The organism is Geodermatophilus obscurus DSM 43160, from assembly GCF_000025345.1.
GTDB classification, from domain to species: domain Bacteria; phylum Actinomycetota; class Actinomycetes; order Mycobacteriales; family Geodermatophilaceae; genus Geodermatophilus; species Geodermatophilus obscurus.
Window position 1 is genome coordinate 896,352 of sequence record NC_013757.1, and the last position, 21,978, is coordinate 918,329.

The window sequence follows — 21,978 nt, forward strand, 5'->3', positions numbered from 1 at the left end:
TCGGTGCCCGAGGACGGAGGAGTGCTAGGAGCCCATCGGCTCCATCTCCTCGACCAGGCCGTCGCCGGGCACGGTGAGGGCCGGGATCCCGTGTGGGGCCAGCCACAGGGAGACGCCGAGGGTGAGCAGCACGACCGCGGTCCCGTAGGTCGCCACCCGGCGCCACGGCAGGGTCTTCTCGATGGCGATCAGCCCGGCGACGAAGGCCATCCAGACGACACTCATGACGCCCAGCGCGAACAGCGACGCCATCAGCGCCCAGCAGCAGCCGACACACCAGGCACCGTGCCTCGCACCCATCCGCAGCGCACCCCAGCGCCCGTCGCGCCAGGAGCCGAGGAGGAACCCGAGGGGGCTGCGACACTTGCCGAGGCAGACGTCCTTGAGCGGGGTCAGCTCGTAGACCGCCGCGACGACGAGCGTGGCACCAGCGACCCACCGGCCGGCACGGTCCCACGCGAGCACGTCTCCCGTGACCCTGTCCACGGTGGTCACGAGCGCGAAGGCGACCAGGCCCGCCCCGGTCCACGTGACCAGATAGCCCCCCGTGAAGAGCAGGGGCGACAGCGGGGACCGCTGTCTGGTCATGCGGGAGTACAGCGCCACCGTCGGCGCGACCGACGGGAACATCATCGCGGCCATCATCACGACCCACACACCGACGAACCAGCCCAGCGCCCCCGGGCCGGTCCACGGCCCCTCGTCCATCCCCCGCATCTGGCGGGCGGTCCACCACCAGCCGACACCGGCGAGGGCGAACAGGACGGCGACCAGTCCCAGTCGGGCACGGACGGCGGCGAAGGCCGGCGCGAGGCCGCGGTCCGGGGTGGGGCGTGCCGGCGCCGGAGCGCTCATCGGGTCACCCGGCCCAGGAGAACTCCGCGGTGGAGAGCCCGGTCTTCCCCTCGTACCGGATGCCGAAGGCGTCGATCCGCGAGCGCCGCGCCTCGGCCATCGTCAGGTTCGACCCGGCGGGGTGGAACATGCCGTCGAACCGGACCGGCTGACCGTCCGCCTTGCCGAACGGCACGATGTCCTCGACCTCGAAGTCGATCGCGTCCCCGACACGGACGCTGTGCAGCAGCCCGTCGTCGGTCATCGTGATGGCGGCCCGTTCCACGCCGACGACCTCACCTACGAGGGGCGCCAGCCCGCCCATCGGGCCGCCGAGCTGCCCGCCGAAGACCTGGACCAGCTTGTCGAACTGCTCGTCCGTGGCCTGGTCGTCGACGAACATGCCGAGACGCCAGTTGCCGTCGGTCATCACCTTCGGGGTGTCGATGATCGTCACCACCCTGCGACCCCGGACGTCCGTGCCGTCGACCTCGCCCTGGCGGATGTCGAAGGCCAGGGTCGCCCGGCAGTAGTCGTAGGTGGCGCCGTGGTCGAGCGAGAGGTTGCACGGGCACATCAGCTCGCATGAGCACGTCTCGGCGTAGCTGCCCTCGAGGTTCCATGCCATGGCCGGTTCCCTCCGCGAGGTGGCAAGTCTCCAACCCCGGACGGGACCGGGTCAACCGGCTCCTGAGCGGTCAGCGCACCCGGGCGGCCGCCTCCTTCACGGCGGCCAGCAGGCTCTCCCACTCGTGCAGCGTCGTCCGCGCCCGGCCGCGGGTGGCCCCGAGGGCGACCTCGGCGGCGTCGATGGCCCGCCAGTCCTCGAGCAGCACCGGGTCGGCACCGTTCGCGCGCAGCGCGGCGACCAGGTCGTCGTCCCCGCTGCCGCCGGGGCGGACCACGCCGGCCGCGACGTCGGCCAGCAGCGTGGCGACCGTCTCGCGGGCGTCGTGCTTGTTGGTGCCCACGACCCCGGTCGGCCCGCGCTTGATCCACCCCGCCACGTACTCGCCGGGGGAGGGCCCCCCGCCGCGCAGCACCCGGCCCAGGTCGTTGGGGACGGTGCCGCGACCCGGGTCGAGCGGCAGCTCGGGCAGCTCGCCGCCGCGGTAGCCGACCGAGCGGACCACCAGGTCGGCGGGCAGCACGGTCGTCTCGCCGGTGCCCGAGGCGCGGCCGTCGGCGTCCACGACGGTGCGCTCGACCTCGACGCCGGTCACCCGGTCCTCGCCGAGCAGGCGCACCGGGCGGGCGAAGAACCGCAGGGTCACCGTCGCCCGGCCCGGCTGCGCCGCGTGAGCGGCCCAGTCGCGCAGCACCGCGAGGTTCCGCGACGCCACCCGGTCGGCCGCCACCCGCTCCTCGGCGGCGGCGTCCAGTTCCAGGTCGGCCGGCTCCACCAGCACGTCGGCCTCCGCCAGCTCCCCGAGCTCGCGCAGCTCCTGGGTGGTGAAGGTGGCCTGCGCCGGGCCGCGGCGGCCGAGCACGGTGACCCGCTCGACCGGCGCGGCGGCGAGGGCGTCGAGCACGTGCTGCGGCATGTCGGTGGACTCCAGCTCGGCCGGGGTGCGGGCCAGCACGCGGGCCACGTCGAGCGCGACGTTGCCGACCCCCACGACGACGACCGAGCGGGCACGTGCCAGCGCGGCCTCGACCGTCGCCCGGTCGGCGTCCGGGTGGCCGGTGTACCAGGCGACCAGCGCGGTGGCGGCGAGGCTGCCGGGCAGCTCCTCGCCGGGGATGCCCAGCTGCCGGTCCAGCGCGGCGCCGTAGGTGTAGACGACGGCGTCCACCGCGGCGTGCAGCTCGCGGCAGGAGAGGTCCCGGCCGATCTCCACGTTGCCGACGAAGCGCACCGCCGGGTGGTCCAGCGCCCGGTGCAGCGTGTCGCGGATGGCGCGCATCTTCGGGTGGTCGGGGGCGATGCCGTGCCGCACCAGGCCGAACGGGGTGGGCAGCCGGTCGATCAGGTCGACGGCGACCGGGACCTCCTGCTGCCGGGTGAGCGCCTCGGCGGTGTAGATGCCCGCCGGGCCGGCGCCGACGACGGCCACCCGCAGCCGCGGAGGAGGGGACGGGGGACCGGGGTCTTCGTCGGCCGACACGTCACGCATCCTGACCCGCCCGGGTGGGCAAGCACCAGGCTCCGAGAACCGAGAGCTGGAGGCAGCCCGTGTCCGTCGTCGTCGTCGCCACCATCACCCCGCAGTCGGAGCACGCCCGGGCGGTCAGGGAGGCCGTGCTGTCCGCCGTTCCGCAGGTGCACGCGGAGGAGGGGTGCGAGCGCTACGCGCCGCACGAGGCACGCGACGGCTCCCTGGTCATGATCGAGCAGTGGGCGAGCCCGGAGGCGCTGGCCGCGCACGGCAGGGGCGAGCCGTTCACCGAGCTGTCGCGGCAGCTGGAGGGCAAGCTCGCCGGCACCCCGGAGCTGCAGGTGCTCAGTCCGGTCCCGACAGGGGACGACGCCAAGGGCGTTCTGTAGGGCAGCTGTGGTCGTGGTCCAGCCCGTCGACGACGTACTGGGTGAGCACCACGTCCCCGCCGTCGACGAGGGGGTCGCGCAGGCACGCGGCGCGGGCGCCGGCGAGGGACCTCGCGCCGGCCAGCCAGCTGTCGAGGTCGTGCAGCGGGCTGTCCTCGGGCACCACACCGGTGATCCGCCGCCACTGGTGGCCGGTGGAGTACACACCGACGTCCGCGCCGGTGGCCGCGAGGCGGGCGAGCATCCCCTCGAGCGCCGCGCGGTTGCGGGCGCGGGCGGGTGCGGAGCCGGTCTGCCAGGTGTTCGTCGTCTCGACGTCGAGCCACCAGGTGTGGTCCCCCGGGTCGGGGTCGACGCCGGCGGCCTCGGCGGCGGGGACGAAGAAGTTCGTCACCGTGACGGCGGTCCGCTCCCACCCGTACTGCCACGAGCAGGCCCGGCTGTTGTCGCCCGCGCAGCGCCCGTACGGGGTGCGGCCGCGTGCGGGCCAGGTGGTCACCCGGTCGCGGACCTGGCCGGGGTTGGCCGTGTTGACGTAGAGCTGCAGCCGCGGCTGGGCCGCCACCGCGCCGGTGGTCCGCTCCGCCGCCCACGCCAGCTGCTCGGCCAGGCAGGGGTTGGGCCGGGTCGCCAGCCCGCCGTTGACGCCGACGACGGCGAACGCGGGGTCGTCGGGGAGCGCGTCGTCGCACTGCGGGTAGGAGACGTCGTAGCCGACCTCGGCGTCGTCCCCCGGGTGGGCCGCTGCGGCCGGCACGCCGAGGGCCAGGGACGCCGCGGCGAGCGCCGCCGCCCCGAGAACGCGCCCCCCGCCGGCCATGCTCCACGATAGGCCGGGAGGGGCCCGCGGTCACCGGGTCAGACGGCCTGGCAGACCGGGCACCAGTAGAGGTTGCGGCCCACCATCACCTGGGTCTGCACCGGCGTCGCGCACACCCGGCAGGGCAGCCCGGTGCGCCGGTAGACGTAGTGCGCGTCCTCCCGCCGGACGGCGCCGCCGCGGCGGGTGCGGTGCTCCGGGCGGGTGGTGACGATCCGGCCCATCCGGACGCCGGCGCGCATGAGCACCACCAGGTCCGCCCACATCGCCGCCCAGGTGCCGGCGTCGACGTCCCGGCCCGGACGGAACGGCGAGACGCCGTGCCGGAAGAGGATCTCGGCGCGGTAGACGTTGCCGACGCCGGCGAGCACCGACTGGTCCATGAGCAGCGCGCCGATCGCGGTGCGGCTGCCGGCGATCCGCCGGTGGGCGACCGCGCCGTCGCTGCGCGGCCGCAGCGGGTCGGGCCCGAGCCGGTCGAGGATGCGGTCGACCTCCGGTGCGGCGAGGACCTCGCAGGCGGTGGCGCCGCGCAGGTCGGTCCAGACACCCAGGCCGTCGGGGCCCTCGCCCTGCCAGCGCATCCGCAGCGCCCCGCGCGGGGGCGGCGGGGTGCCGGTGCCGGCGGTGTAGCTGCCGTACAGCCCCAGGTGCACGTGCAGGATGTCGGCGCCGAAGCAGGCGAACAGGTGCTTGCCGTGGGCGGTCACCTCGTCGAGCACCCGGTCGTCGAGCAGCGCCGCGCCGGCGGCGAAGCGGCCCTGGGGACTCGTGACGTGCACGGGTCGTCCGGCGAACGCCAGCGACTGGTCCCGGGCCAGCCGGTGCAGCGTGTGGCCCTCAGGCACGGGCGGCTCGGCACGTCATGTGCCCAGCTTCACCGCTGACCGGCGACTCCGCCACGACGGCGCGGTGAGCCCGGCGACACTCAGCGGTCGCGGACCTGTTCGTAGCGCTCCAGCGCCACCCGTCGCTCCTCGGCGTGGTCGACGATCGGCAGCGGGTACCCGTCGGGGACGCCGTCCGGTGCGAGCCACGGCTCGTGCACGTGGCGCGCCGGGACGTCGCGCAGCTCGGGGACCCAGCGGCGCACGTAGTCGCCGTCCGGGTCGAACTCCCGGCCCTGCCGGGTGGGGTTGAAGACCCGGTAGTAGGGCGAGGCGTCGGTGCCGGTGCCGGCGACCCACTGCCAGCCGTGGTTGTTGCTGGCCAGGTCGCCGTCGACGAGGTGCTGCATGAAGTACCGGGCGCCGCGGCGCCAGTCGACGTGCAGGTCCTTGACCAGGAACGACGCGATGATCATCCGCACGCGGTTGTGCACGTAGGCCTCACCGAGGAGCTGGCGCATCCCGGCGTCGACGATCGGGTAGCCGGTGCGGCCCCGGGCCCAGGCGGCGAAGCGTTCGTCGGCGTCCGGGCCGGTGTCGTAGGCCATCGCGTGCATCCGCTCGTCGAGGGGCTCGCGGGCGGACTCCGGGCGGTGCCACAGGACGTCGGCGTAGAAGTCCCGCCAGGCCAGCTCGTTGCGGAAGCTATCGGCGGAGTCGGAGTCGAGGTCCTCGAGGTCGGCCAGCAGCGTGCGCGGGTGCACGCAGCCGTACTTGAGGTAGGCCGACAGCCGGCTGGTGCCGTCGCTGCCCGGGGTGTTGCGGGTGCTCTTGTAGCCCTCCAGCCGCTCGGCGCGGAAGCGCCGCCAGGCGTCGGAGGCGGCGGCCTCACCGGCCGGGGGCAGCCGGACGCCGTCCAGGCCGGGGACCTCGGGCGGGTCCTCGGAGCGGACGCCGGTGCTCCAGGGCACCGCGTCCGGCCGCGGTGCCGGGTCGCGCCAGCCGTGCTCGCGCCAGGCGCGGGCGAAGGGGGAGAAGACGCGGAACGGCGTCCCGTCGGACTTGGTGACCCGGCCCGGGGTCACCGCGTACGGGGAGCCGGTGCGCACGAGCGGCACGTCGCCCAGTGCCCGCTCGACCGCCGCGTCGCGCTCCCGGCCGTAGGGGCCGGTGTCGGCGGAGACGTGCACGCTGCCCGCGCCCACCTCGCGGACCAGGTCCGGCAGCACGCGCGCCGGGTCGCCGCTGCGCATCACCAGGGCGCCGTCCACCTGCGCGCCGAGGTCGGCGAGGCAGTCCAGGAGGAACTGCCGCCGCGGCAGGCCGGAGGGACCCCACAGCCGGGGGTCGAAGACGAACACCGGGACGACGGCGCCGTCCGGCCCGGCCGCCTCGCGGGCGTCGAGCAGGGCCGGGTGGTCGGCCAGCCTCAGGTCGCGGCGGAACCAGAGCAGCGCGGTGGGCACGCGCGCGAGCGTAGGCAGCTCCCGGCGGCCGCGCAGTCCAGGCGGCCGAGCAGGTCAGCGGTCGGCGGTGGCCAGGCCGAAGTGCGGCCGGTCGTCCTCGGCGACGAGGTCGACGTACTCGGGGTGCTGCTGGATGTAGTGGCGCACGAACGAGCAGTAGGGCAGCACGGTCAGCCCGCGCTCCCGGGCGGCGGCGAGCACGCCGGCGACGAGCAGCGAGCCGATCCCGCGGCCGCCGACTGAGGGGTCGACCTCGGTGTGCGGCAGCGCCATGGTGCCGTTCTCGACGTGGTAACTCGCCAGGCCGACGACACGGTCGCCGAGACGGACCTCGAAGCGCCCTCGATCCGGGACGTCGACCACGCTCGTCTCCATGCTGGGCCTCCCCCTCCGCTCGCCCCGGCGCCGTTGCCAGGACTCGGCATGCGTTCAGAGACGGTAACGCCTCGCAGCGCCCGAGGGTGCCGCTGCGCAGGGGCATGTCGCCCCTGTGAGCGACACGCGGACGGCTGGGTAGGGGCCGTGCATGCCCTTCGACTTCCGCCTGACCAAGCGCCTCGGACCCCTCCACCTGCACCTCAGCCGCCGCGGGATCTCGCCCAGCCTGCACGTGGGCCCGGTGGGTTACAGCCCCCGCGGACGCCGCTGGTCGGTGCGCCTGCCCGGGCCGTTCCGGTACGTGTTCTCGCGGCGCCGCTGACCTCAGGGCCGGGGGTTGGTCCGCGTCCAGCCGCGGTCGTCCCGCCGTCCGCCGAGTGCGGCCCGGCAGCGGCGGCAGACGTCCTGCACCTCCTCGGCGTGGCGGCCGGACTCCGGCTGGACGTCGGCCCAGCTGACGTGCGGGAAGCGGGCCAGCCGCGACCTGCTCAGCGACAGGCCGCAGACCGTCTCGTTGCGCCCGCGCTCCCAGCCGTGGACCTCGCCGGCGGGGTAGCGGATGCCGTCGTCGGGGTCGACCCACTGGCCGGCGGCCGCGACCGCCGCGTTGCGTAGTGCCATGGCGGCTGCGGTACCCGCGTCCTCACCGCTCAGGCGGCCCGCTGCCCAGCCGATCGTCCCGGCAGGGCCCGGCCCAGCGCCGGCGCGCCCACCCCGGCGAGCACGACGGTGAGCAGGGCGACCCGCAGGCTGGTCGCATCCGCCAGGGCGCCCACCGTGGCGGGGAGACGAGGAAGCCGATCCGCAGCAGCCAGTTGATCACTGCCAGGTCGGTCCCGTGCGGCAGTCCGGGGAGTTCGTCCGCCGCCTGGTAGCGCAGGGGGCTCGGGGTCGGCGGGTCGATCGCGCGCCCGCCACGTGAGCACCCGTCGCGCTCGGTCGTGACCCCCACCATGACCTCTGGCACCTGGCAGGGACGCCTCACCGGCCGACGCTCTGGTGGTGACCACCGAGAAGGCACCCACCCTCCCGCCGGAATCCGCCCCGCTCGCACCGCGGCGAGGACCGATCCGGTGGATCGTCGCCACGTCCCTGGGCGTCGGCCTGGTCGCCGCGCTCGTCCTCGTGCTGGTGGTCTTCGCCGGGGCGCGCGAGCACGTCATCACCGGGTCGGCGCTGCTGGGCTTCGCACTTGGCTGGGCGGTGCTGGCGGTGCTGTCGATCCGGCTGACCACCCAGCCGCAGCGCTGGGCGTTCGTCCCGGCCGCCGGGATGGCCGGCACCGGGCTGGGGCTGCTGGTCCTCGCCCCGGGCGACGGTGGGCTGACCGCCGCCGGCTGGGTGTGGCCGGCGGTCCTCCTCGCACTCGCCGTCTGGATGGGCGCCCGCATCCGCCGTGACCTGGCCGCGGGCTGCGGCCGCCGGCTGCTCTACCCGGTCGTGGTGCTCATGGCCGTGGCAGCCGTGGGCGGCATGGCCGGGACCGTCGCGGTCGCCGGCCACCGCAGCCCCGTCGCGCCCGGGCAGTCCTACGACGTGGGCGGTTACCGGATGCACCTGGACTGCACCGGCTCCGGCAGTCCCACCGTCGTGCTGCAGGGCGGGCTCGGTTCCATGTCGTCGTCCGGGGGGCGCGTCGCGCCGGCCGTCAGCCGGACCACCCGGGTGTGCGCCTACGACCGCGCCGGGCAGGGCTGGAGCGACGACTCGCCGCACGCGCCGGATGGCCTGCAGGCCGCCGCCGATCTGCACACCCTGCTCGGCCGGGCCGGCGAGGACGGGCCGTACGTGCTCGTCGGGCACTCGACCGGCGGCAGCTACGCGATGACCTACGCCGCCCGCCATCCCCAGCAGGTCGCCGGGGTGGTCCTGCTGGACGGTGCCGACCCCTACCAGGTCACCGCCGCCTCCACCGTGGCCGACGCGAACGCCCCTGCCGAGCTCGCGCTGCTGCCCAGCCTCGCTCGACTCGGCATCGGGCACCTCGTCCCGGCCTCCGTGTGGTCCAGCCTGCCCGAGCCGGCAGCCGGACAGGTCCAGGCGTTCGCGGCCAGTCCCCGCAGCTGGCGGAACGTCCGTGACGAGTTCGCCGCCATGCCTGCGCTGTTCGGCCAAGCTCAGGCGCTCACCACCCTCGGGAGTACGCCGCTAATCGTCCTCACCGCCGCAGGGCACGACGCGGACCCGCGGTGGTCCGCCGCGCAGGAGCGGATGGCCGCGCTGTCCACGAACAGCAGCCACCGCCACGCGGACGCCACGCACAACGCCCTGCTGGACGAGGAGCGCGGAGCCCAGGCGTCCGGGCGGGCCATCGAAGACGTCGTCGAGGCGGTGCGCACCGGCACACCGCTCGAGCCGGCCTGACCCCAGCCGGCCATGACCACCGGTCCGCCCCGACAGGCCGAACCGTCGAGCTCGTGGGTGCCCCCGGCAGGATTCGAACCTGCGACACACGGTTTAGGAAACCGATCTAGGCATGGTCTTGACCTGGGCTTCGGTCGCTCATTGCGGCTTTGACCTGCGGTGTTGTGCCGAGCTGATGAGTGCTGTCGACGGCCCTTGACGGACATTTTGCTGACCGAGTGCTGACCAGATGTCCGGCAGGCCCGAGTAGCCGTGCGTGGGACCTCTCCGGCTCTGGCGCCCCGCGCCGATGCTGGAGGTGCCGCCTCCCACCCGGCGGCAGTGTTCCGCCTGTCTCGGTCGCCGGAAGGGCGCTTCGCGTCCCTGCGGGATGGGCCTCCGGCCCACCCTTCCCCCGCCCTGCGACAGCCAGAGGAGCGCCGGTTGTGGGGAAGCAGACAGGAGTGGGGACGCGCCTAGTAGTGCTTCGTTGAATTGGCGCGCGGGTGTGGCTGGTGATGCGTTGTCCCAGGACGTGCGGGTGGGCGCGTTGACCAGCGTGAAATCGTGAACTCCCGTTCTGACCTGCAAGTATATATCTCAGTCAATCAGAGTCAATCGAGCTTAATCGAACGATCATGTGCCCTGATTGTGCCCAAGGGCCGGGGGGGGCTCCGCGAGGATGCAGCGGGTCCACACGGCCGACGTCAAAATGGTGAAGGCCGTCGTGCGCGCCCGCACGGCGTCGCAGGAGCACTGCTGGCGGCGCTCGAAGGCCACGGCTGGTCGGCCGCGCCGGCCCGGTCCGCCGCCGGCGAGGTCGAGCGCCGTTGGCACGGTACGGCCGGAGCCTCACGCGCACTCCCGCCGCGGACACCGGATCGAGACCTCCGCCTGGCACAGTCGGCGTGCGCCGCGAGGCGGTCGGGGGCCTGTGGACACGAAGCGGAAGCGGGTGGCTCAGCGTCGTCGGCGCCCGGACCTCGGTGAACAGCCGGAGCCGCCGCGGCTGATCACCACCCTTCACGTACCGCCCGGAGGCCAAGTCGGCCGAGGACACCGACGAGGAGCGCGGTCGGCGCTGACGCCGACACCGAGGTTGGGGAACACCACCATTCGTCCGCGGGTTGATCGAGCATCGTGGGCCCTGACACTGACGCCGGCCGCGTCGCCGTGCTCGTCGGTCTGCTGTTCGGACTTGCCGGCATGGGCAGCGCCGCCGTCGCCGTCACGATGCCCGAGATCGCAGCTGACCTGGACTTGACCACCGGTGGCGTTTCGTGGGTGCTCACCCTCTACGCCCTGATGCTCGCGGTGGCGACGGCGGTCTACGGGCGCGTGGCCGACCTCGCTGGCATCCGCCTGCCATTTCTCGTAGGTGTTGGGCTCATGACCGCCGGCGCCGTGCTCGGAGGTCTCGCGCCGACGTACGAGGTCCTGCTCGGAGCGCGGGTGCTGCAGGGCTTGGGCGCCTCCGCCGTCCCGGTGCTCGGCATGGCCATCGTCACCGCCAAGTACGACGGACGGGTTCGCGCCCTCGCCCTCGGCCGTGTCGCCGGAATGGCGGCTGCGGTCGGTGCACTCGGCCCGCTGGCCGGCGGCCTCGTTGCGGACCTCCTGGACTGGCGCGCCGTCGTTGTCCTCCCCGCGTTGGGACTGCTCGTCGTCCCTGCGCTGTGGCGTGCGGTCCCGACGAGGGGGACCGGCGCCCGGCTCGACGTGCTCGGCGCGATCCTGGTGGCTGGCACCGCGGCGGGGCTCGTGCTGCTCCTGCAGTCCCCGTCCTCCGGTGTCGTCGTCGCCATAGCGGGCGTGGTTCTCCTGGGGCTCGGTGTCCCCGCTGTGGCGGCCCGCGTCCGCCGCCGGCCCGAGGGATTCCTCCCGCACACAGTCATTCGCGAGCCGGTCGTCGTCCGCAGTGCCCTGGCGGCCTCCGCGGTTCCGGCGGCGTGGTTTGCCTTGCTGATCGCCGTGCCGGCGGTCCTCGCACTGCGGGGATGGTCGCCGCTCGAGGTCGGCCTTGCCCTCGTGCCCAGCGCCTTCACCGGTCTCCTGGGGCCGCGGCTGGCGGGGCCGATGCTCGCCCGCCTCGGACCCAACCGGTCGCTCGCGGTGGCCGGGGTCACGGCGGGAGCCGCTCTCGCCCTGGCCGCCCTTGGCGCCGCTGCGGGGTCCGCCACGGTCCTGGTCTGCGCAGTCGTCCTCGTGACCTTCGCCTTCGGTCTCGGCCAGCCGGCGCTGATGGCCGCGGTCAGCGGAGCGGTACCGGTCGACGTCCGTGGGGTCGCGCTGGGCATCGCCATGCTCGTCTTCCTCGTCGGTGGGGGTATCGGGTCCGCGATCGTCGGAGGATTCGGCGAGGTGTTCGGGCTGGACCGGAGCCTGCTCCTCCTCGCGGTCTTCCCCCTTGCCGGCACCCTCGGGCTTGTGGGGTCGATCCGCGCCGAGCGCTCGGCACGATCGGCCCGCGGTCCGGACGGGCAGGACCCTGACGTGCGGCTCGGAGACGGCCGCTAGCTACTGGGGACGGTCGGGCCGACCGGCGGACGCACGGAACTGCCCCCAGTTGCACTGACTCTGCTGGACTCGCCGGGGCGGCGCTGGGCCTTGCCCCTTGAGCGTTGTGGGCTGACGACGGCCAAGGTTGGCTGAGTTGCGGACTTCCTGCGGACTAACTGCGGACTGGGACAGCGCGTTCCCTGGCCCGTGTGAACCTCCTCGGGTGGCGGCACGCCACTCCCAGCCGGCCGAGGGTGCCGGCTGCAGCGGGTCGCCGGAAGGGCGCTGCGCGTCCCTGCGGGATGGGCCTACGGCCCACCCTTCCCCCGCCCCGCGACAGCCGGAGGGGCGCCGGTTGTGGGAAGCGGACAGGCGTGCGGACCCGCCGAGTCGTCAAGACCCGGGACGGAACCACCGACGCCGCCTCGCGTGCAGTTGGCCTTGAAGGTGACGAGGGGAAGCAGAGGCGGCCTGGGCTAGCGCGTCGATCAGACGAGTCCCTGTCGCGCCATTTCGTCACCAATCATATCCGCGATCTTCGCAGCGGCTGGCACCCAATCATCATCAAGAAAGCCCTCCAGATCCGCTTGCTGGACGAAGACAACGAAGGGACCCCAAGTAGCAGGAAGATTACTGGCGACCCCGCCCGACGCCGCCAACACGTTCACGGCGTCTGTGACGTCCATTCCACGATCTCCGAGCGGCATAAAGCCGTTCTTGACGAATGGCCCACGGAACTCGATTCGTGTGAGCTTGGCGGTGTATGGTGTAGGCCCCCCGGGGTTAGATTCGATTGTATAGAAGACGCGATCATCCTTGCCCGTGTGCTGGTGCCTGAAGTATGACGTTTCGCCCTCCTTCAGCCTGTTCTTATTCCTCACCGAGCGAATGTAGAAGTCGTGTCCATCAATTGCACTCCCGCTGGGAGGGAACTCCTCCTTGACGGCCAACCTGATCGCGTCTTCGAGTTCCGTCATATCAGCAACTCCATTATTGAGCGGCCGCTGGCCTAGCGGCGCGGATTGCACAATCATGGGCGCAGGTTGGAGGGGCGTCGTCACCATTGCGTCACGAATAGTCCAACCCCGCTCCGGCCTCCTGCGACTGCGGCAACGACCCGGACTGGCAGGACGCGCCGGTGTAGGCAGCAAGACAGTGGGGGTCGTATCGCCACCTGCACAAGTCCACTAGGCGCCGTCAATGCTCTCAGGCGCCGTTCACCCCTGCCGCTGAACTAAAAATCCCTCAGCGGGCCTCTCAGGGGCAAACAGTGCACATGAGTGGCTGATCATCGACACGGCGGCTGCACTTGGCAACGGTGGAGAATCGCCCGGAACCCCCTAACGATCACAGGGCGAAGCGAATGATGCGGGCACCCCTGGGGAGGCGACCAGCGTTCCCGACCTCCTTCGCTCGCCGACCGCGATATACGAGGCCCTTCCTCGATGCGGGACCTGCCTGGACTAGCGCCTGGTTCAGAGTGCCCCTTGTCGTACCATTTCAATCCCAATCAAGTCCGCGACCTTTGCAGCTGCTGGCACCCAATCACCATCGAGAAAGCCTTGTATGTCCAGTTCTCTAACGGCCAGAGCGAACTCGAACCATTCACTGGGGAGCGCGCTGGTGAGCCCGCCCGCTTCCCGCAATACGTTCACCGCATCTGTCACGTTGATCCCACGGTCTCCGATATCCCTGAAGCCGTTCTTGACGAACGGCCCACGGAACTGAATCCGCGTGAGCTTGGCAGTGTATCGGAAGGGTGACCCGGGGTCAGGTTGGATCGAATAGAAGACGCGATCATCCTTGCCCGTGTGCTGGTGCCTGAAGTATGACGTTTCACCCTCCTTCAGCCTGTTCTTATTCCTCACCGAGCGAATGTAGAAGTCGTGCCCGTCAATTGCGCTTCCGCTCTCGGGGAACTCGCCTCGGACGGCAAGGCCAATCGCGTCTTTGAGCGATGTCATGTCAGCAACTCCTTCGTTGGGGTGAAAGGGGTGAGCGCCTCAAGGTTGGCGGTGCGGGCTTGAAGAGCGATGGATGGCCACTGGAAAGTCTTGAAAGGACGCTGGAAGACGGAGACCCTTAGCGGTGGCGCTACGTGCCCGGCAGCAGACGCGCCGTGGCCAATGGCCGGGTGACCGGATCGGGCCGGCCAGCTGCGCGGAGCGGAGGGATCCGGTATGGACCTTCGGATACTCGGCCCGCTCGAGGTTCGGGGCACAGGCGGGCCGCTTGTCCTTGGGGGTGTCCAGCAGCGCGGGGTGCTGGCCATGCTGGCGCTCCACCTCAACGAGGTGGTCACCACCGACTTCCTTATCGACGGTTTGTGGGGGGAGGAGGCGCCGGCGAGCGCTACCAACATCGTGCAGGGCTATGTCTCGCGGCTACGGAAGGCTCTGCAGGCGGAGAACGTGCCGGATCGAGTGGGTGCCGCGGTCTTGCTGCGCCGGGGTCCCGGCTATCTGCTCGAACTTGATCCCGAGCAGGTCGACCTGTATCGCTTCCAGCGGCTACTCCGCGAGGGCGTGCGGGCTCTGCGCCCGGCGCCGGTCCGGGCTGCAAGCACGCTGCGCGAGGCGCTGGGCTTGTGGCGTGGGCAGCCGCTGGCGGAGTTCGCCGACGTGCCCTTCGCCCGAGTCGAGATACCGCGGTTGGAGCAGCAGCGGCTCGGTGCCCTCGAGGCACGCCTGAAGGCGGATCTTGCACTCGGGCGACACGCCGAGGTCATCGGCGAGCTGAAGGCCCTCGTCGCTCGGCATCCCCTGCATGAGGGCCTACACCAGCTGCTCATGCTCAGCCTGTACCGCTCGGGCCGGCAGGCCGAGGCACTGGAGGCCTACCGGCAGGCGCGCGAGACCCTGGCCGAGGAGCTGGGCATCGACCCCGGTCGGGCGCTGCAGGAGCTCGAGGCCGCCATCCTCACCCACGACCCGGACCTGGACTGGACCCCGTCGCCCGACGGCCCCACTTCTCAGGGGTCAGCCGACACGCGAGGCTCTCTCGCCGTCCCGCGGCCGCAGGCGTGGAACGTGCCGGCCCGCAATCCGCACTTCACCGGCCGGGACGACCTGCTCACCGAGCTGCGCCGGCGGCTGCACGGGGAGGAACCGACGCTGGTGGTGCAGGCCTTGTACGGCCTGGGTGGGGTGGGCAAGACCCAGCTGGCGATCGAGTACGCCCACCGGTTCGCCGCCGACTACGACCTGGTGTGGTGGATCGACGCCGAACAGCCGGTGCTCATCGGCGACCAGCTGGCTGGCCTGGCCGCCCGGCTGGACTTGCCGGCCGGGCGCACGGTGGCCGACACCGTCGACCGACTGCTGGCCGAGCTGCGCGGGCGGGACCGGTGGCTGCTGGTCTTCGACAACGCCAAACACCCTCAGGACATCGCCGACTATCGGCCCTGTGGAGCCGGGCACGTGCTGATCACCTCCCGCTCCCCGGGCTGGGGAGCACTCGGCGGGCGGCTGGAGGTCGACGTGCTGGCCCGGGCGGAGACGATCGCCTTGCTGCGCGCCCGAATCCCGAGCATGAGCGAGGAGCTGGCCGACAAGCTCGCCGCCGAGCTCGGGGATCTGCCGCTGGCCGCCGCGCAGGCCGCCGGCTATCTGGAGCAGACCGACCTGCCGGCGGCGGACTATCTGCGCCGCTTCCGCACCCGCCGAGCCGACCTGCTCACCCGGGGCGACGTGGTGGGCTATCACGGCCGGGTCGACACCGCCTGGGCGCTGTCCCTGGACCGGCTGCGCGGCGAGGAACCGGCCGCGGTTCAGCTGCTGGAGCTGGCCGCCTTCCTCGCTCCCGAACCCATTCCGCTGTCCCTGGTCGGCGGGCACGCCGAGCTGCTGGAGGAGCCGCTGCGCGGCATCGCCGCCGACCCCGACGCCCTCGCCGACACCGTCGGCTCTCTCGTCGGATACTCCCTGGCCCGCCGCCACCCCGAGGGCTTCCAGGTCCACCGGCTGGTGCAGGCGGTCATCCGCCACCAGCTTCCCTCCGACCGGCAGCAGGACACCGCCCAGCGGGTGGTAGCGCTGCTGGCCGCCGCATCCCCCGGCGACCCGGACGATCCGGTCAGCTGGGCCGCCTACGCCCGGCTTGCGCCGCACGTGCTCGCCACCGCCCCGCTGGGGGACTCCTCCTCCGCCAGCCGGCAGCTGGTCCTGGACACCATCCGCTACCTGCAGGCCCACGGGGACAGCTCCGGCAGCCGGGCCGTCTGCACACCACTGCTCGACCGCTGGCGCGAGGTCCTCGGCCCCAACCATCCCGACACCCTGACCGCCGCCAACAGCCTCACCCTTGCCCTCTTCGCAGTGGGCGAGGGCAAGTCAGCCCACGCGCTGAGTGAGGACACTCTGCAGCGCTGCCGCCGGGTGCTCGGCCCCGACCACGCCACCACTCTGTTGGCGGCGACCGCGCTGACCGTTGCCCTGAACCACAGGGGGGCGGCCGAGCCGGCCCGCGCCCTGGGCCAGGACACCCTGCAGCGCTGCCGCCGGGTGCTCGGCCCCGACCACATCACCACCCTGTGGGCGGCGGCCGCCCTCGCCGTCGCCCGGGCCGTGCTGGGGGAGGTGGAGCCGGCCCGCTCCCTGGGCCAGGACACCCTGCAGCGCTGCCGCCGGGTGCTCGGCCCGGACCACGTGATCACCCTCTTGGCGGCGGGCGCCCTCGCCGTCGCCCTGGTCGTGCTGGGGGAGGTGGAGCCGGCCCGCTCCCTGGGCCAGGACACCCTGCAGCGCTGCCGCCGGGTGCTCGGCCCGGACCACGTGATCACCCTGTGGGCGGCGGGCGCCCTGACCCACGCCCTCGTTCAGCTGGGCGAGGCCGAGCCGGCCCGCACCCTGGGCCAGGACATCCTGCAGCGCCGGGTGTTCGGCCCACACCACGTGATCACCCTCTTGGCGGCGGGCGCCCTGACCCACGCCCTCGTTCAGCTGGGCGAGGCCGAGCCGGCCCGCACCCTGGGCCAGGACACCCTGCAGCGCTGCCGCCGGGTGCTCGGCCCGGACCACGTAATCACCCTGTGGGCGGCGGGCGCCCTGACCCTTGCCCTGATTCAGCTGGGCGAGGTCGAGCCGGCCCGCACCCTGGGCCAGGACACCCTGCAGCGCTGCCGCCGGGTGCTCGGCTCCGACCACCCGATCACGCTGTACCTGACAGCCGCCAACATCACCTGATGCGGACCGTCAGCAGCGGCCCCTCATAATTGGTGATTACCACCGTTTTACTCATACCGCCGCGCATTCACGACGCTGGTAAGCACAGCGCCACCCCGCTCATGCCGCCTGCACTCAATTTGATTCCTTATTCCGTGGTGATGCATCCGCATAGCAGCAATAACAGCCAATTGTAGGCCGTCCTGGATGTCTAATTACGTATCTTTTGGAGTGTTGTGTGGGACTGCCCCCGGGTCGCCCGGGACTTCGGAATCTTGGAGTCCTGCCTCCGCCGGCGCGGTCACCACTCGCCGGCGGGGCCAGGCCGTCCTCGCGCTCGGCGATCTCAGCCAGCACTCCAGCACACCATGGACACCACGGTTTGCTCGCGGCAGCTCCCTCTCCTCGATGGTCGGCGTGCCGGCTGATCCCAGGCTGGCGAGTGTCTGATCCATCCAGGCGAGCTTGGCATCGAGCGCGAGCTCGCCATGGGCGCAGATCGCGGCGACGAAGGGTCCTAGCGGCTCCTGAGTCGCGTGCGTCCGCGCGATCTCGGCTCGCCTCGCCTCGATCGAGTGCCGCCGCGTGGTGAGGGGCGGCCGCGGAGGCCGCTGCGTGACCGCGAACCGGTGCCATCGCGCAGTCCAACGCCATCGTCATGAAAAGCCAAGCAGTGGGCATTCTGCATGCAGCCAGTAATGGCCCATGAGCGGCCAGAGAGCTGACACCTAAGACGACTTGATGCCCACAACTTCCAACTCTTACCGCTCACACTCAACCCTTTACCGAAGAACGGCACGCATGCTACCAATAGAGGTAGTCCGGGCCCCGCTTCGCGGGGCCCACTGCCGTTTCTGGGGGTGGCGTGTTGGTCATTGTTGGACGGCGTTGACAAATGCACGGCGGCATGAAGATCTACGCTGGCGCGCCAGCGGCGGCACGCCAATACGTGGAGTTCGACCGCGGCCGGGTCGATGACTACTACCTGACCGAGGGCGCTGGAATCGCCCGCCGCTACGCGGCCGCCGGCGGGTGGGTGCAAGAGTTAGCACCGCTGGCCGGGGATGGCTACGAGGCGTGGGTGGCCGGCCTGGATCCCGACACCGGGATGGCCCGGGGGCGGCTGCGCACCGACGAGCGGGCGGTGCGGTTCGTCGAGGTGGTGGTCAACGGCCCGAAGTCGTGGTCGCTGGCCGCCGCCCTGCACCCGGACATCGCCGCCGCATACGACGCCGCCCAGGACCGCGCCGCCACCCAGATCATCGGTTGGCTGGCCCGGCACGCGACCACCCGAGTCGGGCCGCGCGGCGGGCAGGTGCAGGTGCCGGTCGAGCGCCTGGAGGCGGTGATGGTGCGGCACTACACCTCCCGAGCCGGAGATCCGCACCGACATCTGCACCTGCAGGTGGGCGCCCGGGTGTTCGCGGCCGGCCGCTGGCGGGGGCTACACACCGTGGGCGTACGCGACTTCCTCGGCGCGATTAACGGCATCGGCCACACCGCGGTGGCTACCGACCCGCAGTTCCGGGCCGCGCTGGCCGCACACGGCTACACCCCGGACGGCACTGGAGAAATACTGGAGATCGCCGAGTACGTGGGTGCGTTCAGTTCCCGGGCGGCGCAGATCGGCCGCAACCTGGACCGCTACGAGCGGGAGTGGACGGCCGCGCACCCCGGTGAGGTCCCGGGCCCGTCCCTGCGGCGCGCGTGGGATGCACGGGCGTGGGCCGAGGGCCGACCGGACAAGGTCACCCCGCAACCGGGCACCGACCTCACCGACCGGTGGGTGACCGAACTGGCCGCCCTGGATTACCGCGCCCCCGAGCGACCCGTCGCCCTGAGCCCCACGCCCATCGGCGGGCTGGACCGGGACGGGGCGGTCGAGCGTGTGCTGACCCGTCTCGCGGCCGCCCGCTCAGCATGGAACGCCGCCGATGTCCGCGGCGAGGTCGAGCAGCTGATCGCCGCCGAGGGCATCGTCGTCGACGCCTGCGCGCGGACCGAGTTGGCCGAGGACCTCACCGCCCGCGCAATGGCGCGGTGTGTGTCGCTGCTGGAACAGGCGGGAGTTGCCGAACACATCCGGGCTTGGACCTCCCAGCCGGTGCTCGACGTCGAGGCCGACCTGACCGACCGGCTGGCCGCTCGGAGCAGGACCGTCGCCGCTGACGTGGACGGGCCGACGCTGCCGGATGCCGTACGCGGACGGCTGGATGCGGGGCAGGCGGCGGCGGTCACCGCGCTGGCCGGCGACCAGCCCCTGGTTGTTGTCGAGGGCGCGGCCGGCGCGGGCAAGACCACCGCCCTGGCCGCCACCCGACAGCTGCTCGAGGCGGATGGGCGCCACCTGGTGGTTGTCACCCCGACGCTGAAGGCAGCCAAGGTCGCCGCTGCCGAGGTCGGTACCGCCACGGCCTCGGCGGCGTGGCTGGCCTTTCAGCACGGCTGGCGCTGGAATGACGACGGTGCCTGGACCCGGCTGACCTCCGGCCAGACCGACCCGGTCACCGGAGTGCCCTACGCCGGCCCGCAGGAGACGGCGCAGCTAACCGCGGGGGACCTGCTCGTCGTCGACGAGGCCGGGATGCTCGACCAGGACACCGCCCGGGCGCTGCTGACCGTCGCCGACGAGGCCGGAGCCCGGTTGGCGCTGCTGGGTGACCGCAACCAGCTCGCCGCGGTAGGCCGTGGCGGCGTGCTCGATCTCGCCGCCGGGCAGGTCGACCCGACAGCCCACCTGGTGCTCGACGGGGTCCACCGCTTCGTCCGCACCGACCAGACCGGACGGACGGCGCCGGACGTGGAATACGCCGAGTTGTCCTTGGCCATGCGCACCGGCGAGGACCCGGGCGCGGTCTTCAACGCGCTCATGGCCCGCGGCCACATCCGGCTGCACGCCGATTCCGCTGCGCTGCAGGCGGCGCTGGCCGCGATGACCGCCGCACATCACCGTGAGGGCGAGCGGGTGGCCGTGGTGGTCGACACCCGCGAGCAGGCCGCCGAGCTCGGCGCCGCCATCCGGGACCGGCTGGTCGCCGACGGCCGCGTCGACGATGCTCAGGTCGCGGTCACCGACGCCGGGCAGCGCATCGGGGCCGGGGACCGGATCGCGACCCGCCGAAACGATCGCGACCTCGGAGTAGCCAACCGCGACGTCTGGACCGTCACCGCGATCGGCCACGGCGGGGATCTGGCCGTCATCCCGGCCGATGTCACCCCGACCGACGCCGTCCCGTCCGGTGTCACCCCAGCGGGGGAGCGGGTGCTGCCCGCTGGCTATGTCACCTCGCACGTGGAGCTCGCCTACGCCAGTACCGCGCACGGCGCGCAGGGCGACACCGTCGCTGCGGCGCACCTGGTGGTCGGCGAGCACACTGGCGCGGCGGCCGCCTATGTCGGGATGACCCGCGGCCGCACCGCCAACACCGCCCACCTGATCACCACCGACCCAGCCGACGCACGCGAGCAGTGGATCGCCGTGTTCAGCTGCGACCGGACTGACCTCGGCCCCGGCCACGCCGCGCAGCTCGCCGCCGCCGAGGCGGCCCGCTACGCCGCACCTCGCCCGCTCGGGCAGCTGCTGGCCGACCTGCACGCGGCCTGGACGGTCGAGCGGCGCTGTCTCGACCGGCTGGCCGTCTTGGAGCCGTGGTGCGACGTGCTCCGCCAGGCCGTGGCGCTGGAGGCGCCCCGCGCCGGCGAGTTGGCCCGGCTGGAGGACCGGTCCCGGCACGTAGCTCACGCCGCTCAGCGAGCCACGCAGCGGGTGCAGGCCGCCGACACTCTCCTCGCCGAGCAGGCCGACCGCATCCGCGACGGCCTGCTAGCCGCCTGGGACGCCGAGCGCGGCACCGCCCGCGCTGCAGCCCGGCTGGTACTGGATGGGCCCGGCTGGTGGGGTCTCAAGCGCGCGCCCGTCGCCCGGGCCGGTGAGCAGCTGGCCGGTTGGGCCGACCGGTGGCGCCCGCATCTGCCCGGACTGCCCACCGACGTGAAGCAGCTCGCGCGGGTGGCTGACCGGGGCGACGACCGGCCCGCGCTGTGGCGGTCATTTGACGCCGTCGCCCGCCGGGCCACCGAACAGCAGCATCCAGGGCACGCTGGGCTGCATATCGCCGCCAAGGCCGCCCGGCAAGCCGATGAACAGGCCCAAGCTGCCTTGGCCGAGGCGCAGCGCCACCGCGCTGAGCGGCTCGACCCGCTCGGGCCGCTGGCCTGGGCACCCGACCCGGCCGGGCGGCTGACTGCCCTCGAGCGCTCAGTTGCCACCACCTGGCACGAGCTGGCTGCCGCCCGGGCCCGCATCGCCGACCTGCAGGCCGACCCCGCGTTCGCAGGCCAGCCGCCCGACCGGCGCACCGCCGCCCGCGACGCCTGGCGCGACCGCTACGACACCGAGCAGCACCAGCGCCGAGCCGCCACGCCGGGATCGACCGGCTACCCCACACCTGTCCCGCGGCCCGGGTGCGAGCGCCACGGGCCACGGGCCGCGCGGGATGTCACCCCGAGCCTCGGTTGGTGAGCGGGGTCGCTTCCCGGCGTGCTGCCGGGCGGGGCGGGCGGGCACTGCAGGAGAACTGAGGAACAACTGAAGGATCCGCCGACCTCCGGCAGGTGCCTGCCGGAGGTCGGCCTCCCGCCGGACGCCACCACCGAGCACCGGCCCCGACGGCGGGCCGTCACATCGGCGGCTCTCACCTGCCCAGTCACCGGCCACAGAGACGCACCGGAGGAAAACAGGAGGTCGACCGGGAGAAGTTGGCTGTGAGCTGTCACCAATGGCCGGAAAACGACGCCTTCTACAGGTGGACAGCCCGCCAGGACCCGCCCAGCTCTCGGAGACAGCCATGCCCGACCAAACCCCCGGCCCCGATCACACCGCCGAACTGCTCACCATCGCCGAAGCCGCCCTGCTGCTGCGAGCTCCGGTCGCCACGTTGCGGTACTGGCGCCACCTGGGCACCGGCCCGCACAGCTTCCGGCTCGGCCGCCGCGTCCTCTACCGCCGCGACGACCTGCGCGCCTGGATCGATTCACGGCGCGATCAAGGCATGGCTGAGCGGGACCCGGCTCCAGAGGCGCAGATCGACGTCGGAGTCGGACCGCGGACTCTCGTGCCAGGTCCTCGACCGCGCGAGGCTGGGCGCGCTTCGACGCGGAC

The 21,978-nt window shown here is 72.7% G+C and carries 17 protein-coding genes, 1 tRNA gene and 1 pseudogene; 7 read left to right on the forward strand and 12 right to left on the reverse strand.

Features of this window, described 5'->3' with window-relative positions; all coding sequences use genetic code 11:
- Positions 1-24: 24 nt before the first annotated feature.
- The 3 genes from GOBS_RS04180 to GOBS_RS04190 form a co-directional block, all read right to left on the reverse strand.
- A complete protein-coding gene (locus tag GOBS_RS04180; RefSeq protein WP_012947048.1) occupies positions 25-855 on the reverse strand; it encodes a DUF2182 domain-containing protein in 831 nt (276 codons plus the stop codon).
- Between the two features lie 4 nt (positions 856-859).
- On the reverse strand, positions 860-1,462 hold the full coding sequence (locus GOBS_RS04185) for a DUF1326 domain-containing protein (RefSeq protein ID WP_012947049.1): 603 nt from the start codon (positions 1,460-1,462) through the stop codon (positions 860-862).
- 70 nt (positions 1,463-1,532) lie between these two features.
- Positions 1,533-2,942, reverse strand: a complete 1,410-nt coding sequence (locus tag GOBS_RS04190; protein WP_012947050.1) for an FAD-dependent oxidoreductase — start codon at positions 2,940-2,942, stop codon at positions 1,533-1,535.
- Between the two features lie 68 nt (positions 2,943-3,010).
- Here GOBS_RS04190 and GOBS_RS04195 point away from each other — a divergent pair, with 68 nt between their 5' ends.
- Positions 3,011-3,322 (forward strand): putative quinol monooxygenase, encoded by a 312-nt coding sequence (locus GOBS_RS04195; RefSeq protein ID WP_012947051.1) that lies wholly within the window; start codon positions 3,011-3,013, stop codon positions 3,320-3,322.
- Here the strand turns inward: GOBS_RS04195 and GOBS_RS04200 are convergent.
- The 4 genes from GOBS_RS04200 to GOBS_RS04215 all read right to left on the reverse strand — a co-directional run bounded on the left by GOBS_RS04200 (position 3,279) and on the right by GOBS_RS04215 (position 6,810).
- Entirely contained in the window at positions 3,279-4,142 is an 864-nt protein-coding gene (locus GOBS_RS04200) for a glycoside hydrolase family 25 domain-containing protein (RefSeq protein ID WP_012947052.1), read from the reverse strand. The genes GOBS_RS04195 and GOBS_RS04200 overlap by 44 nt on opposite strands.
- Before the next feature lie 38 nt (positions 4,143-4,180).
- Positions 4,181-4,990 (reverse strand): Fpg/Nei family DNA glycosylase, encoded by an 810-nt coding sequence (locus GOBS_RS04205; RefSeq protein ID WP_012947053.1) that lies wholly within the window; start codon positions 4,988-4,990, stop codon positions 4,181-4,183.
- 80 nt (positions 4,991-5,070) lie between these two features.
- Positions 5,071-6,435 carry a cryptochrome/photolyase family protein gene (locus GOBS_RS04210; protein ID WP_012947054.1) on the reverse strand — a complete coding sequence of 455 codons (1,365 nt, stop codon included), beginning with the start codon at positions 6,433-6,435 and terminating at the stop codon, positions 5,071-5,073.
- Positions 6,436-6,489: 54 nt separating this feature from the next.
- Positions 6,490-6,810: a GNAT family N-acetyltransferase gene (locus GOBS_RS04215; RefSeq protein WP_012947055.1), complete on the reverse strand. Its 321-nt coding sequence runs from the start codon at positions 6,808-6,810 to the stop codon at positions 6,490-6,492.
- A 151-nt stretch (positions 6,811-6,961) separates the two neighbouring features.
- Here GOBS_RS04215 and GOBS_RS25990 point away from each other — a divergent pair, with 151 nt between their 5' ends.
- On the forward strand, positions 6,962-7,135 hold the full coding sequence (locus GOBS_RS25990) for a DUF4236 domain-containing protein (protein ID WP_012947056.1): 174 nt from the start codon (positions 6,962-6,964) through the stop codon (positions 7,133-7,135).
- A gap of 2 nt (positions 7,136-7,137) precedes the next feature.
- On the opposite strand, the gene GOBS_RS04220 is transcribed toward GOBS_RS25990, so the two are convergent.
- Both GOBS_RS04220 and GOBS_RS29175 read right to left on the reverse strand, forming a co-directional pair.
- Positions 7,138-7,434, reverse strand: coding sequence for a hypothetical protein (locus tag GOBS_RS04220; RefSeq protein WP_012947057.1), 297 nt, complete (start codon positions 7,432-7,434; stop codon positions 7,138-7,140).
- Positions 7,435-7,463: 29 nt separating this feature from the next.
- Positions 7,464-7,589 carry a hypothetical protein gene (locus tag GOBS_RS29175; RefSeq protein ID WP_279432636.1) on the reverse strand — a complete coding sequence of 42 codons (126 nt, stop codon included), beginning with the start codon at positions 7,587-7,589 and terminating at the stop codon, positions 7,464-7,466.
- A gap of 226 nt (positions 7,590-7,815) precedes the next feature.
- Between GOBS_RS29175 and GOBS_RS29180 the strand changes: the two genes are divergently transcribed.
- Positions 7,816-9,177, forward strand: a complete 1,362-nt coding sequence (locus GOBS_RS29180; protein ID WP_279432637.1) for an alpha/beta hydrolase — start codon at positions 7,816-7,818, stop codon at positions 9,175-9,177.
- Positions 9,178-9,235: 58 nt separating this feature from the next.
- Here the strand turns inward: GOBS_RS29180 and GOBS_RS27080 are convergent.
- Positions 9,236-9,306 (reverse strand) — tRNA-Arg (locus GOBS_RS27080).
- A 990-nt stretch (positions 9,307-10,296) separates the two neighbouring features.
- Between GOBS_RS27080 and GOBS_RS04230 the strand changes: the two genes are divergently transcribed.
- Positions 10,297-11,673: an MFS transporter gene (locus GOBS_RS04230; protein WP_012947059.1), complete on the forward strand. Its 1,377-nt coding sequence runs from the start codon at positions 10,297-10,299 to the stop codon at positions 11,671-11,673.
- A gap of 470 nt (positions 11,674-12,143) precedes the next feature.
- Here GOBS_RS04230 and GOBS_RS04235 read toward each other — a convergent pair whose 3' ends face one another.
- The gene (locus GOBS_RS04235) at positions 12,144-12,689 is read right to left on the reverse strand and encodes a hypothetical protein (RefSeq protein WP_243697640.1); all 546 of its coding nucleotides are present in this window, start codon (positions 12,687-12,689) and stop codon (positions 12,144-12,146) included.
- A gap of 441 nt (positions 12,690-13,130) precedes the next feature.
- Entirely contained in the window at positions 13,131-13,619 is a 489-nt protein-coding gene (locus tag GOBS_RS04240) for a hypothetical protein (protein ID WP_012947061.1), read from the reverse strand.
- Between the two features lie 216 nt (positions 13,620-13,835).
- Between GOBS_RS04240 and fxsT the strand changes: the two genes are divergently transcribed.
- The 3 genes and pseudogenes from fxsT to GOBS_RS28495 all read left to right on the forward strand — a co-directional run.
- Positions 13,836-16,838, forward strand: coding sequence for an FxSxx-COOH system tetratricopeptide repeat protein (gene fxsT, locus GOBS_RS04245; RefSeq protein WP_012947062.1), 3,003 nt, complete (start codon positions 13,836-13,838; stop codon positions 16,836-16,838).
- 886 nt (positions 16,839-17,724) lie between these two features.
- On the forward strand, positions 17,725-21,339 hold the full coding sequence (gene mobF / locus GOBS_RS04250) for a MobF family relaxase (RefSeq protein WP_041241853.1): 3,615 nt from the start codon (positions 17,725-17,727) through the stop codon (positions 21,337-21,339).
- Positions 21,340-21,664: 325 nt separating this feature from the next.
- Positions 21,665-21,865: pseudogene (locus tag GOBS_RS28495) on the forward strand (helix-turn-helix domain-containing protein); the annotation flags it as partial.
- Between the last annotated feature and the right edge of the window lie 113 nt (positions 21,866-21,978).

What these genes read in the sequence shown, in the direction of transcription:
- GOBS_RS04200 (WP_012947052.1), bottom strand. Translation starts at nt 4,142, where the DNA reads ATGGCCGGCGGGGGGCGCGTTCTCGGGGCGGCGGCGCTCGCCGCGGCG.
- GOBS_RS04180 (WP_012947048.1), bottom strand. Translation starts at nt 855, where the DNA reads ATGAGCGCTCCGGCGCCGGCACGCCCCACCCCGGACCGCGGCCTCGCG.
- GOBS_RS04235 (WP_243697640.1), bottom strand. Translation starts at nt 12,689, where the DNA reads ATGATTGTGCAATCCGCGCCGCTAGGCCAGCGGCCGCTCAATAATGGA.
- GOBS_RS04185 (WP_012947049.1), bottom strand. Translation starts at nt 1,462, where the DNA reads ATGGCATGGAACCTCGAGGGCAGCTACGCCGAGACGTGCTCATGCGAG.
- GOBS_RS04215 (WP_012947055.1), bottom strand. Translation starts at nt 6,810, where the DNA reads ATGGAGACGAGCGTGGTCGACGTCCCGGATCGAGGGCGCTTCGAGGTC.
- GOBS_RS04220 (WP_012947057.1), bottom strand. Translation starts at nt 7,434, where the DNA reads ATGGCACTACGCAACGCGGCGGTCGCGGCCGCCGGCCAGTGGGTCGAC.
- GOBS_RS04240 (WP_012947061.1), bottom strand. Translation starts at nt 13,619, where the DNA reads ATGACATCGCTCAAAGACGCGATTGGCCTTGCCGTCCGAGGCGAGTTC.
- GOBS_RS25990 (WP_012947056.1), top strand. Translation starts at nt 6,962, where the DNA reads ATGCCCTTCGACTTCCGCCTGACCAAGCGCCTCGGACCCCTCCACCTG.
- mobF (WP_041241853.1), top strand. Translation starts at nt 17,725, where the DNA reads ATGAAGATCTACGCTGGCGCGCCAGCGGCGGCACGCCAATACGTGGAG.
- fxsT (WP_012947062.1), top strand. Translation starts at nt 13,836, where the DNA reads ATGGACCTTCGGATACTCGGCCCGCTCGAGGTTCGGGGCACAGGCGGG.